At 68.6% G+C, this 12891-nt stretch carries 11 protein-coding genes; 2 read left to right on the top strand and 9 right to left on the bottom strand.

Annotated elements, in window-relative coordinates:
- Position 1 precedes the first annotated feature (1 nt).
- From ACH35V_RS33120 to eccD, 7 genes are all read right to left on the bottom strand, one after another.
- Entirely contained in the window at positions 2–1204 is a 1203-nt protein-coding gene (locus ACH35V_RS33120; RefSeq protein WP_395978563.1) for a WXG100 family type VII secretion target, read from the bottom strand.
- A 19-nt stretch (positions 1205–1223) separates the two neighbouring features.
- Positions 1224–1601, bottom strand: a complete 378-nt coding sequence (locus tag ACH35V_RS33115) for a hypothetical protein (protein WP_395978561.1) — start codon at positions 1599–1601, stop codon at positions 1224–1226.
- Between the two features lie 138 nt (positions 1602–1739).
- Positions 1740–2027, bottom strand: coding sequence for a WXG100 family type VII secretion target (locus ACH35V_RS33110; protein ID WP_395978559.1), 288 nt, complete (start codon positions 2025–2027; stop codon positions 1740–1742).
- A gap of 40 nt (positions 2028–2067) precedes the next feature.
- Positions 2068–2382 carry a WXG100 family type VII secretion target gene (locus ACH35V_RS33105; RefSeq protein ID WP_395978557.1) on the bottom strand — a complete coding sequence of 105 codons (315 nt, stop codon included), beginning with the start codon at positions 2380–2382 and terminating at the stop codon, positions 2068–2070.
- A 225-nt stretch (positions 2383–2607) separates the two neighbouring features.
- Positions 2608–2898 carry a WXG100 family type VII secretion target gene (locus tag ACH35V_RS33100; RefSeq protein WP_395978555.1) on the bottom strand — a complete coding sequence of 97 codons (291 nt, stop codon included), beginning with the start codon at positions 2896–2898 and terminating at the stop codon, positions 2608–2610.
- A gap of 105 nt (positions 2899–3003) precedes the next feature.
- Positions 3004–4443, bottom strand: coding sequence for a type VII secretion protein EccB (gene eccB / locus ACH35V_RS33095; protein ID WP_395978553.1), 1440 nt, complete (start codon positions 4441–4443; stop codon positions 3004–3006).
- Positions 4444–4456: 13 nt separating this feature from the next.
- Entirely contained in the window at positions 4457–5869 is a 1413-nt protein-coding gene (gene eccD / locus ACH35V_RS33090) for a type VII secretion integral membrane protein EccD (protein WP_395978551.1), read from the bottom strand.
- 489 nt (positions 5870–6358) lie between these two features.
- Here eccD and eccCa point away from each other — a divergent pair, with 489 nt between their 5' ends.
- Both eccCa and ACH35V_RS33080 read left to right on the top strand, forming a co-directional pair.
- A complete protein-coding gene (gene eccCa, locus ACH35V_RS33085) occupies positions 6359–10309 on the top strand; it encodes a type VII secretion protein EccCa (RefSeq protein ID WP_395978549.1) in 3951 nt (1316 codons plus the stop codon).
- Positions 10310–10318: 9 nt separating this feature from the next.
- Complete coding sequence (locus ACH35V_RS33080) at positions 10319–10795, top strand: YbaB/EbfC family nucleoid-associated protein (protein ID WP_395978547.1); 477 nt, start codon at positions 10319–10321, stop codon at positions 10793–10795.
- A gap of 99 nt (positions 10796–10894) precedes the next feature.
- On the opposite strand, the gene ACH35V_RS33075 is transcribed toward ACH35V_RS33080, so the two are convergent.
- On the bottom strand, positions 10895–11491 hold the full coding sequence (locus ACH35V_RS33075; protein WP_395978545.1) for a hypothetical protein: 597 nt from the start codon (positions 11489–11491) through the stop codon (positions 10895–10897).
- A 110-nt stretch (positions 11492–11601) separates the two neighbouring features.
- Positions 11602–12870 (bottom strand): hypothetical protein, encoded by a 1269-nt coding sequence (locus ACH35V_RS33070; protein WP_395978543.1) that lies wholly within the window; start codon positions 12868–12870, stop codon positions 11602–11604.
- Between the last annotated feature and the right edge of the window lie 21 nt (positions 12871–12891).

Here is a 12891-nt window from a genome sequence, read left to right as displayed (position 1 = left end):
ATCAGCCAATCACGGGAGGGGCGGTGTCGTCATCGTTTCCGCCCCACACGTCCTCGTCCTCGGTGAGCCAGGTGGTGCGTTCGTGCTCGTCCTCACCGCTGCCGCCGCCGCGACCGCCGCCCATGGGCATGCCGCCCATGCCGCCGCGACCGGCGCCGCCGGCCCTGGCACCGCCGCGGCCCGCGCCGGCGCCGCCGCCCGCGCCGCCGGGCATGCCGCCGGCCAGGCCGCCGGCACCGAGGCCGCCGCCGGGGATGCTACCGCCGCCACCGCCGCCGGGCATGCCGCCGCCACCGAGGCCGGTGCGACCGAACGGGTCGCCGCCACCGCCGCCACCGCCGGGGGGCAGGCCGGCGAGGTCGCTGCCGGAGCCGCCGCCACCCGGGATGCTGCCGCCACCGCCGCCGCCGGGGATGCCTCCACCGCCGCCGGGGATGTTGCCGCCACCCGGAATGTTGCCGCCGCCGCCACCGCCGGGGATGCTGCCGCCGCCACCGGGCATTCCGCCGGTGCCGGGGATGCTGCCGCCGCCACCGCCGCCGCCCGGGTTGGTGATGCCGCCACCGCCGGGGATGTCGTTCGTGGGGACCTTCGACGTGATGTTCGTCTCCGGCATGTTGGTGGAGATCTTGTCGGGCATCGCGCGGTTGGCTTCGACCGTGCGCTCGCCGAGCCTCTTCATGTGCTCCTGCGCGGCCTTCTCCTCGGCGCTGTCGATGAGGCCGAAGGCCTCGCCGAGCTTCTTGCCGCCGAGTGCGATCATCCCGCCGGCCGGTCCCGCGACCATGGTGCCCGCGGCGACGACACCGGCGTCGTCGTAAGAGATATTGCCGATGAATCCCTTGCCCGGCTGGTGCCTCTTGTACCAGTCGAGCTTGGTCCCGTGGTCCGTCAGAGCCTTCCCGGTCGTCTGCGAAACTTCCTGCATGCCGGTCGCGCTCTGCTTCAGACGCTCCATCTGCTCGGTGGTGGCGTCCGCGTCCTCGCCCTTCCAGACACCGGCGAGCGCGGCCTTCTCCCTGCCGAGGATGCCGGCCGCGTTCTGGAACTTCTGCGCGGCCGCCGTGTAATGCGTGCCCGCGTCCATGACCTTCTGCGGGTCGGTGGCATTGAGGATCTGGTTCATCTCATCGATGCCGCCGTCCCATTCGGTGGGACTGTCCTGATTCGAGCGAATCGGCTCGTCGTGCTTCGTGTGACCCATGAGATATCGATCCTGCCTACTACTTGTACGCGCCGGTGTTCTGGTTGGTCGGCGTGGAGCCGCCACCGCTCGTCATCGCCCTGTTGGAGGCCGCGGTGTTCTGCTGCTCCTTCTCGTCATGGTTGCTGACCATGCGATCCAGCGCGTCGATGATGCCCTGGTAGCTCCGCAGGAACGCGTCGTACTGGCCCTTGATCTGGCTGTACGCCGACTGGGTCGAGGCGGACAGCCCGGAGACAGCGGGATACTGTCCCAGTTCCGCCGTCGTGACATTGCCGTGCATCGAGATGTCGTTGCGCTTCCCCTGGCCCTTTTCGAAGTCTTCCAAATTGGCCCTGAGACGCTTGAGGATCTTCTTGACCTCTTCGGTGTCGATCTCGCTTTTCTGATCACCCATGTGAGCCTCCGGCGGGCCAGGAGACCCGCTACCCCGTGTTTGACTTCAGCTACAGATAAGTTCCGCGTCCGACCGCCACCACGGCCGGCCGCCCGAACATCGGGGGCCGGCCTGGGAAGCGTGGCGTGGTCGGCCGTGTCAGCCGATGATGTTGACGTTGGTCTTGACCGTGCCCTGCCCGGTCTCCTGCGACGACTGGATCACCGCACCGAGCTGCTGCACGATCTTGTTGATGTCAGCGGCCGAGGCCTCCCACTGCTGCTTGGCCTGGAAGTAGGCCTCCCGCGCGCCGTCCTCCCACTGAGCCAGCTTGCTCTCCACACTGCGAGCCAGATCATCCAGCTCGGAGTTCATCTGGTTCGACTTCTGCTGGAACGCGGCGAACGCCTGCTGCATCGCCCCGAAATCCATCGACTGAAAGCTCATGATTCCTCCGTGTCGTCCCGAGTCCGGTGATGGATGCCGATCAGCCGTTCAGCAGCCCGGCGACCCGGTTGACCGCCTCGGTCTGCTGCTGCTCGCTGCCCTCGTAGTTGATCTTGACCTGGACCAGCTTCTGGTGCAGGTCGTTCAGGACGTCGAGCACCTTGGTCAGCTCACCGTTGAACTCGTTGAAGACCTTGGTGAAAGCACTCCCCGCCTCACCGATCCACCGACCCGACAGCTGCGACTGCTCCTGACCCAGATCCGCCTGGATCTTCTTCAGGTCCTGCGCAGCCTCCTCGACCCGCTGGGCCGCCTGGGCCATTTCTGCTCTGTCGACCGAAGACTTCTGGCTCATCAGTCATCCTTCCCGACTTGGTTCTACCTGTGTTCGACGCGACGCGAGCCCCCGTTGTTCATCGTCGACCCGGTCGACTTTGAACTCCATGGTCGGGCACAACGCACATCCTCGTAAAGCGACATTACGGTGCAGGAACGGTGCATGGTCAGCGATGGGGCTTACGGAAGACCACATCGGACGAAAGGGGTCCGCCGAAGCCCGCTGACCTGGGAGCGCGGGCCGTCAGGCCCACATCTGGGTGTTGCTTCCCTCGGCGGACTGGTAGTTCTGCTGGGCGGTCCCCACCGCCTGGCCGAACTCCTTGACCGTGTCCGCCTGCTGCCGCGCCACGCGCTCCCACTTCCCCTTCGCCTCGAAGTAGGCGTCGCGCGCGTCGTCCTCCCATCTGGCCAGGCCGCTCTGCAGGTCGGCTTCGAGCGAGTCCAGCAGCGCGACCATCTCCCGATGCTTCGCCTGGAACATCGCCTGAGCCTGCTGCATGGTGGCGTAGTCCGTGCTGAAGGCTTGACTCACGGCATCCCTCCGTAATGACCGTAACGCGCGGCGATCGTATCAAGATTCTGCGCTACGTTGGGAATCTTGCCCTTTTATCCTGATCACTCTGCGGCATCCGATTGATCACGTACCGGCACCACTCGATTGAATGGGTTCAAGTGCCTGCTGCGGGTCCAATGGCGGTCCCTGTGGCACGAGGTTGAGCAGGTTCGCGGGGACGGGCACGGAGTCGTTCTTGTCGCCGGAGATGGTGTATCCGAGCGCCTTGGCGGTCTCCGCGGACTTCAGCGCGTACCTGCGGCCGTCGTCGGCGACGAGGGCATAGGTGTTGATCGACTCGACCGCGCCGGTCGCTGGCAGCACACCGGCCAGAACCGCGCTTCCCGGCGGCAGCACCACGTTGTCGACGCCCCCGCCGGACGCCTGCACCGGCATCGGAAGGTCGCCGCCGCCGCCGATGGTGAGCTTGGCGTCGTTGGAGCCCTTCCCGGGGTTGGGATAGACGACGCAGAGCGACTGCTTCGCCTCGTACGGCCGCACCGTGATCTGCGACTGCGGCAGCCGCTCGTCCATGACCCGCTGCGCCGAACGGTGCGTGGTCACCGCCGCGCCGTCGAGCGGGGTGTCCTTGGGGAGCCGGTACGCGGCCGAGTTCTGGATGAGCGCGGCCTGCAGGACGCTGATCGGCGCGTAGCCGTCCGGCATCAGGACGTAAGGCTGGTCGCCGCCGCCGACGCCCTTGACCCGGAAGACCTGGCCGACCACGCCGTTGGCCCCGGCGAACTGCGGCTGGCGTCCGGCGCCCGGGATGCTCGGCGGAGCGAAGTCGGGACCGGCCGGCAGCGCGTTCACGAAGCCGGGCGACACCAGGGCCGGCGCCGACGCGCTGAGCACGGTGAGGCCCGCCGGCGACAGGCGCATCCGCTGGTTCTTGTAGATCAGCCAGTTGTTGTTCGCGCCCGTGCTGACGACCACGCCCATGGCCGGGTCGAGCGGCTCGCCGCCCACGTCGCGTCCGCCCACCAGCGAGACGACCGACTGCCCGGTGCCGCCCTGCTGGTTCTGCCGGACGCAGACCGACCACGGGCCGCCGACCAGCCGCTTGGCCGCGGGGACCGAGTCGGGCGCGCCCGGGATGCCGATCATCGGGCCGCGCGGGTACTCCGAGAGCGACTTGGCGGAGACGGACTTCTGCTCGGCGGCGCCGCCGCTTCCGCCGCCCGCGAGGGACGCCGCGAGCTTGGCCGACGCGTAGTTGGCCACCGGGCACAGCACGTCCTTCTGCGAGCCCTTGGGGGTGCACCAGACGTAGTGGGCGCCGGTCTCCTTCTCCATGAGGACGATGCCCTTTTGGTCCAGCCCCTTGTTGCCGCCGCCGAAGAGCAGCCCGACGATCCCGAACCCGGCGCCGACGAGGATCGCGACCATGATCCCGGCGAACGTCCCGATGTTCATCTTGCGCAGCGGCGCCTCGGGATAGTCGGGCTCGGCCAGGATCAGCGCCTGGGACGCGCGGTGGGTCATCAGGCGGTGCGCCTGGAGCAGATCCCTCTTGGTCTGCATCGTGCCTCCCCCGTCAGCTCACCACGGTGCGCACGTACTCGAAGACCCCGGCGACGCCGAGCGCGAGCGGGACGAGCGCCACCACGAAGAGGATTTCCAGGATGTCTCCCGCACGGCCCCAGAACGGGGTCAGCTTGTTACCTGGCAGCCACATCCCCACTCCGGTCGCGATAGCGGAAACCACCAGTGTGGGCAACAGCACACCGACCAGCAGCAGGACCTGGGAGTCGGCGTCGAACGCGGTGGCGACGGCGAGCGTGCCGAGCCCCGCCACGCCCGGGATGAGGAGCCAGAGCTTCTGCGCCCTGGCCCGGAAGATCCGCGCCCGCAGCAGGACGGTGAAGGACAGGACGACGCACATGACCGGGCTCACCCATCCGCCGTCGAACGACAGCGGGACGATCGCGCCGATGGCGACCAGCCCGATCGCCGACACGCCGCCCGTCACGAACCGGTCGGCGACGGCGGTGCGCTCCAGGAGGGCGCGTCCGTCCACCATCATGGTGTCGCGGCGCAGCTCCTCGGCGCTGCCCGGCACGGGCGGCAGCTGGACTCTCGCCAGCTTGAACGAGACGCCCGGCAGCAGCGGCGTCAGCGCGAGCGCCACCGTGACGGTGATGGCGGCGATTCCGGCGCCGTCCATGTCGAACACCAGCGGGACGGCGCAGTTGGCCGTCCCGAGCAGCGCGGCGATCGCGACCCCGTAGAAGACCGGCAGGCCTTCCGCGATGGCGAACCCGGCGACCGTCGCGGCCAGCACCAGGGCGCCGAACCCGGCGACCAGGTGCAGCGCGCCGATGTCCAGTAGCGAGTCCTTGTTCGCCGGTGCGAGCAGCCCCGCGATGAACGCGTACGGCAGCGCCGCGTATCCGAGCGCCGAACCGGCTCCGGCGTCGCCGACCGCGCGGGACAGCGAGATCGCGGCGGCCAGCAGGAGCAGCGCGATCACGCCGGCGCCCGCGGCCGGGGCGATCCAGGACGAGCCGATCCAGGGCGGCCCGGCCAGCAGCAGCGCCAGGGCGCCTACGACCAGCCCCGCCACGCCCCAGGCGATGGCGAACTTGCGGGTGGAGTCCTGGCGCCAGCGTCCTGGCCGGTCCTTGACCCCGGTCGCGACGACGTCGGGGACGTCGTCGAACACGAGATCGGGGATCTGCGCCATCCGGGGGCGCAGGTAAAGCAGATCGCCGTCGCGGATACCGGCCTGCGCCGGTGTGCTGGCGGGGTCGAACGGGGCCTCGTCGAGCTTCTGCAGCACCCAGCCGCCGTGCGCCAGACCGGCGTCGGCGAGGTTCTGGCCGGCGTAGCGCAGCATCGTGGGGTAGAGCTCGGCGAAGGTCGCGTCGGCCGGCAGCGCGATGTCGACCCGCCGGCTCGGTCCGACGACCGTGATCCGGCAGAGGTCAGCTCCTGGGAGCGCACTCACGACTTCCTCGCAAATCTTCCGGTGTTCGGACCCGGTCCGGCGGACGGACCGTGCCCGGTGGTCGGGCGGTGCCCATTGGTCGGGCGGTGCCCGGGGGCCGGGCGGTGCCCGGCTCTCAGGCGGTGTCCGGCAATCGGGCGGTGTCCGGCGCTCGGACGGTGTCCGCGGTTCGGACGGGGGGCGAAGCACCTGCATGGTGCCATGCGGGTCACCTCGGTCGCCGGGGGATCTTCGTGCTTCATCATGACGTGGACGGTGGTGGTGTGAACGGCGCCAACCCTAATGTCTGGATGGGTCCGGCGTGTACCGGACCGGTCACTGATGCGTTCGATGTGACTCGCATGCCACATCTGATGCCTCTACGATTCATATCGTTCAAGTAATCGCACGACCACATGATCGTGATACGGCAAGCAGCAGGAAACCGGGAGACCGGCGGCGCACCCCGCGCGCTGCTCAGGACAGTGTGCGATGGAAAGGACGACTAGCGTGAGCACGGACATCGTCCGGCGCAGGGAGCGGCGCGACCCCCCGCCAATGCCGCGGGGGGAAATCCTGCTCGAATCACCGCCGGAACTACCGGAGCTGATCCCCCAGGGCATGCAGGCGGTGCTGACCTACCTGCCGATGCTGGCGGGTTCCGGCGCCATGGTCTTCATGATGGCGGGCCGGGGCGGCGGCACCCTGCAGTACGTGGCGGGCGGCATGTTCGCCGTCTCCATGTTCGGCATGATGCTCGGCCAGGTCGGCCGCGGCAGCGGCGAGCGCAAGGTCAAGCTCAACAACGAGCGCCGCGACTACCTGCGCTACCTGGGGCAGGTCCGCAAGAAGGTCCGCAGGGCGGCGAAGCAGCAGCGCGAGGCGCTGGAGTGGGCGAGCCCCGACCCGGGTTCGCTGTGGTCGCTGGCCATGAGCGCCCGGTTGTGGGAGCGGCGTCCGGCCGACGACGACTTCATCCAGGTGCGGCTGGCCAGCGGCGCGCAGAAGCTCGCGGTGCAGCTGATCGCGCCGGAGACGAAGCCGATCGAGGACCTCGAGCCCATGACGGCGGGCGCGCTGCGCCGGTTCGTGCGGACGCACGCGAACGTCCCGAACCTGCCGATCTCGCTGTCGCTGCGGTCGTTCTCCAGGATCATCCCGTCCGGTGATCCCGAGGCCGTGTACGGGATGATCCGCGCGCTGATCGTGCAGATCGCCACGTTCCACTCCCCCGACGACGTGCGCATCACGGTGTGCGCGTCGCGGGAGCGGATGCCGTGGTGGCAGTGGATCAAGTGGCTCCCGCACAACCTGCACCCCACCGAGCACGACGCGGCGGGGCCGGTCCGCCTCATGGCGGAGAGCATGACGACGCTTGAGGCCATGTTCGGGCAGGACGTCAAGGACCGTCCCCGGTTCCAGCCGGGCCTGTCGCAGGACGACCTCCCCTACCACATCGTGATCATGGACGGCGGGCAGGCGTCCTACGACTCCCAGCTGGCCGCCGACGGCGTCGAGGGCGTCTGCATCATCGACCTGACCGGCTCGGTCGCGCCGACGCCCGAAGCGACCATGCTGCGGCTCGGCATCACCAAGCAGGCCGTCTCCCAGCTCAAGAAGGACCGCACCGGCAAGGACGTCGCCACCCGCATCGGCAAGCCCGACTCGATCACCCTCCAGCAGGCCGAGTCGCTGGCCCGCCAGCTCGCCCCGCTGCGGGCCAGCGCGTCCACCGGCCCGATGGAGGACGCCCTCTCCGGCGCCACCACGGTCACCTCGCTGCTCGGCATCGAGAACCCGTTCCGCGTCGACCCGCGCGAGACGTGGCGGCCGCGGGCGCCGCGCAACCGGCTGCGGGTCCCGATCGGCGTCGACACCGAGGGACGGCCCGTCCACCTGGACATCAAGGAGTCCGCGCAGGGCGGCATGGGCCCGCACGGCCTGTGCATCGGCGCCACCGGCTCCGGTAAGTCCGAGGCGCTGCGGACGCTGGTGCTCGGGCTCGCGCTGACGCACTCGTCCGAGGTGCTCAACTTCGTCCTCGTCGACTTCAAGGGCGGCGCGACGTTCCTGGGGATGGAGAACCTCCGGCACGTCTCCGCGATCATCACGAACCTCGAGGACGAGCTCCCCCTGGTCGACCGCATGTACGACGCGCTGCACGGCGAGATGGTGCGGCGCCAGGAGTACCTGCGCGCCCAGGGCAACTACGCCTCGCTGCGCGACTACGAGAAGGCGCGCGAGCAGGGCGCCGACCTGAAGCCGATGCCGACGCTGTTCCTGGTGCTGGACGAGTTCTCCGAGCTCCTGTCGGCCAAGCCCGAGTTCGCCGACCTGTTCGTCATGATCGGACGGCTGGGGCGGTCGCTCGGCGTCCACATCCTGCTGGCGTCGCAGCGCCTGGAGGAGGGCAAGCTCCGCGGCCTCGACACGCACCTGTCGTACCGGATCGGTCTCCGGACGTTCTCCGCGCAGGAGTCGCGCGTCGTGCTCGGCGTCCCGGACGCCTACGAGCTGCCGTCCGCCCCGGGCCACGGCTACATGAAGTTCGGCACCGAGTCGATGACCCGGTTCCGGGCCGCGTACGTGTCCGGTCCCGCCTCCGAGGACCTGCAGCCGAAGGACCAGGGCGGCCCGCAGGTCATCCGGCAGATCGTCCCGTACATTCCGGACTACATCCGTCCGCACGTCATCGAGAACCAGCAGCAACAGCAGGGGGCCGAGGAGGAGACGCAGGCCTCGCTGTTCGACGTGGTGGTCGGGCAGCTGGAGAACCACGGCCCGCCTGCGCACGCGATCTGGCTCCCGCCGCTGGACGCGCCGCCCACGCTGGACGAGCTGTTCCCGTCCCTCGCCGTCGTCCCGGGCCTCGGCCTCACGACGCAGCACGAGGCCTGGCGGAACCGGCTGCACGCGATCGTCGGCATCGTCGACAAGCCGTTCGAGCAGCGCCGCGACCCGATGTACGTCGACCTGTCCAGCGCGGCGGGCAACGCGGGCATCGCCGGGTCGCCGCAGACCGGCAAGTCCACGATGCTGCGGACGCTGATCGCGTCGCTCGCGATAACGCACACGCCCCAGCAGGTGCAGTTCTACGGCCTCGACTTCGGCGGCGGGACGCTCGCGGCGATGGCGGACATGCCGCATGTCGGCGGCATCGCCAACCGCCTGGACGGCGACCGCGTCCGCCGCACGGTCGCGGAGGTCACCGCGCTGCTGGAGCAGCGGGAACGCGAGTTCGCCGAGCGCGGCATCGACTCGATGCCGACGTACCGGCGGATGCGCGCGTCCGGCGAGATCACCGGCGACGGCTACGGCGACGTGTTCCTCCTCGTGGACGGCTGGATGACCCTCCGCCAGGACTTCGAGAACCTCGAACCCGTCATCACGGACCTGGTGGCCCGCGGTCTCGGCTACGGCATCCACGTGATCGCGACCGTCAACAAGTGGTCGGAGTTCCGGATGAACGTCCGGGACCTCTTCGGTACGAAGCTGGAGTTGAAGCTCGGCGACCCGTACGAGTCGGAGATCGACCGGAAGCTGGCGGGGAACGTCCCGGAGGGCAAGCCGGGCCGCGGCCTGACCCGCGAGGGCCACCACTGCCTGACGGCGCTGCCGCGCCTCGACGGCGAAACCGACGACGCCACGCTCGCCGACGGCGTCAAGAAGCTGGTCGCCGCCATCGCCGGCAACTGGGAGGGCCCCGGCGCGCCCAAGGTCCGGATGCTGCCGGCCGTGCTTCCGGTCTCCTCGATGCCGAGCGCCCAGGAGAGCGGTTCGCGGATCCCGATCGGCATCGACGAGGACACGCTGTCGCCGGTGTTCCTGGACTTCCAGGCCGAGTCGCACTTCCTCGTGATCGGCGACACCGAGTGCGGCAAGTCGAACCTGATGCGCATGATCACCAGCGGGATCATCGAGCGGTACACGCCCGACCAGGCGCGGATGATCTTCATCGACTACCGGCGGGCGCTGCTGGACGCGGCCGACACCGAGCACCGGATCGGCTACGCCGCGTCCTCGGCCGCCGCGCAGGGCCTGGTGAAGGACATCGTCGGCGCGCTCCAGGCACGGCTCCCACCCGCCGACCTCACGCCCGAGCAGCTGCGGGACCGGTCCTGGTGGAGCGGAGCGGACCTCTATCTGATCATCGACGACTACGACCTGGTGGCCACGTCCAACAACCCGGTCGCACAGCTCGCCGAACTGCTCCCGCAGGCCCGCGACATCGGCCTGCACGTCATCGTGTCCCGCGCGTTCGGAGGGTCCGGACGCGCCATGTACGACCCGGTCCTGCAACGCATCAAGGAAATGGGGTCACCCGGCCTTCTGATGTCCGGTAACAAGGACGAGGGAATCGTGCTCGGCAACGTCAAGGGCCACGCACTGCCGGTCGGCCGCGGCTATTTCATCAACCGCCGCCACGGCACCCGCCTCATCCAGACCGCACACCAGGAATAGGAGGATTCGATGGCCGAGTTCAGCCTCGGACCCGACTTCGAGCGCTTCCAGCGCGATATGCAGCAGCAGGTCGGCGACTTTTCCAAGATGCAGGAGACCATCCAGGCCGCGGTCGGCCGCGGCGAGGCCGCCGAGGGCCGGATCGTCGCCGAGTTCAAGTCGGAGGGCGGTCTGACCAAGCTGGACCTCGACCCCCGCGCGCTGCGGCTGTCGTCCGCCGAACTGAGCGAGGAGATCCGCACCGCGGTCAACGCCGCCGCGCAGGACTTCCAGACCAAGGTGAAGGAGGCCGGGGCCGACCTGTTCCCGGCCAAGGACGACGGCCAGGGCATGGACCCCGCCAAGGCCCTCGCATCCCTCGACAAGATCGCCAACGGCTTCGCCGGCCAGATGCGCACCCTCGCCCACGAACTGGGCGTCCAGCAGCAACGCGCCAAGGAAGCCATGGACAACTACAAGGGCCCCAACTCCCCCGGCCCCCGCTGACCGTCCCGCCCTGTGGGCCCGTCCGTCAGGGCGGGCCCACAGGCATCGGCTCAGGAATCCGCCGCTCCGAACCCTGCGGTAGCGGCGGAAGCGCCGACGTCAGGCGCCGTCGAGCAGGTCGAACGCGATGGGGGACGCGACGACGAGTAGCTGGAGGACGTCGGGGAGCTGATGGTTCACGTCCAGCCACTTCCCGTCGAACAGGGCGATCCGGCTCCCGCTCGCATCGGTGAAGTCGACCTTCTTACTCAACGCCTCCTGCTTGATGCGCAACGCCATCTTGGAGGCCCGCTGCTCCGCTCTACACTGAACCGCGTCGTGGACGTCCCGCAACTCCCACCTGAACTGCAGGATTCGCGATTTGTCTATTCCTCTGCCGTCAACGAGTGGGTCGGCGTCGACCCGTCCGGCACGGCTCCCGTCCGAGGTGTACACGATCGGCGCTATCGACTGTTCCTGACCTTCGTCTGGCCTTTCGATGATGAAGACGGGGGCTCCGTCGGGCGAAAGCGCCTGAAGCACCGTACGAGAGTAGTCGCGTTCATTGGCGAGCAAGCGCCCCAACTTACCGCGAGGTCGCTCCCCTTCGATCTGCCTTACAGATGCCAGGACATTGTCGTCGGTATCGAAGTACTGGTACTGACGACGTCCCAGGCCCTTGAACTTCAACCTCGGCGTACTGAGCAGCCGATGCATCAACACTCCCCAATCGACTCTGGTACTGTCGGCGTCCCAGGCTGGTGAACTTTATGCTCGTTGCACTGAGCAATTTATGCATCGGCGCTCCCGACCACCTTACGGAGTCACTACCAGGGCGGTTCGAAATTCTTGTCCTGGCTTCCCCAGGGTGTGACCCATGAAGCCTTGTCCTGCGTCTTCCCGTCAGGCTCGACGGTCTTTTCGTAACCAGCTTTGGCTCCGCTGTGCGGCTGCTCGGCGCCTACCCCGTACGTCGTCTTGGCGTTGCCGTTCTCGTCCCACTCCCTCTTGACACCGCCCGTGAGGTCGATGCCAGGCCCCGGCTGCTTTCCCTTGAGTTCGAAATCGCTGCCCGCATAGCCTTCCGGACCATACTGACGGTGGCCGGAAACTTCTGCCTCCGGCCCATACTGACCGGGGATCTTTACCTTGGCGCCACCGCCGATATTCCAGGTCGTATCGTACTTACGGTCGGCGTCCAGGTCGATTTCCTGGAGTGGGAACCCGCGTGTCCCGGACGTCTTCTTTCCGTCCGTGTTAGGGATCTTGAACACGTCGCCGTTCGAGCGGTTCAGATAGGCGAGGCCGGTGTTGGCGGCGCTTTGCAGGAGGTTCGCCGCGGCTCCCGCCGAGCCGGTCACGGCGGCCTTCTTGAGCGCGTTCCAGGCCTCGCCGTTGCCGTGGTCCGCCTGGTACTTCGCGGTCACCACGGTGCCGCCGGCGAGTACGGCCGCGCAGGCGTGGCCGGCCATGCCGAGGATGCCGGTCACCACGTACGTGATGCTGAGCGCCGTCTGCGCCAGGGAGACGCACGCGGTGTACATCGTCCCGAGACTGGCTCCCACCGCCACGATCAGGGCCACGAGGAAGGCCGCCACCCCGATGGCGAATATCGCGTAAGCGAAAAGCGCCCAAGCGAGGGCGATGAGCGCGTAGTGGACGGCCATGCAGTAGTTGTGCAGGTAGTCGAGTTGGAGGCAGTACTCGTCGACCGTCCGCTCGTATTCAGCCCGGTCGTCCATGTTCCAGGCGGTCTGCGGGATGCCGTCGACCATTTCCTTCAGTTGCCGTGACCCGTTCTCAAGGTCCTTCGCGGCACTCTCCCAGTACCCTGCGGCCTTTTCCAGGTTCTGGGGTTTCGCCGTCGCCAGCTTGAACTGGAAGGCGATCATAAGGGCGGGTGGCAGGACGCCGGCCGACGCGGCCATGGTGAACGCGCCGTTCATCAGGCCCTCGGCCGCGCCTGTCACGGAGTTGCCCGGGATGAACGCGCCGGCGGCCGCCGCCGCGCCCGCGCCGCCCGCTGCGGCGCCTCCGCCCGCCAGGGCCTTGCCCCGTGGGACGCCGCTCGTTCCTCCGGTACCAGGGGTCGTCATATTACGCTCTCCGATCCGCTC

Origin of the sequence: Actinomadura sp. 1N219 (assembly GCF_044326405.1) — a bacterium.
Taxonomy (GTDB): Bacteria; Actinomycetota; Actinomycetes; order Streptosporangiales; family Streptosporangiaceae; genus Spirillospora.
The sequence above is the reverse complement of the archived record's forward strand: the minus strand, read 5'-3'. Positions and strand labels throughout refer to the sequence as shown.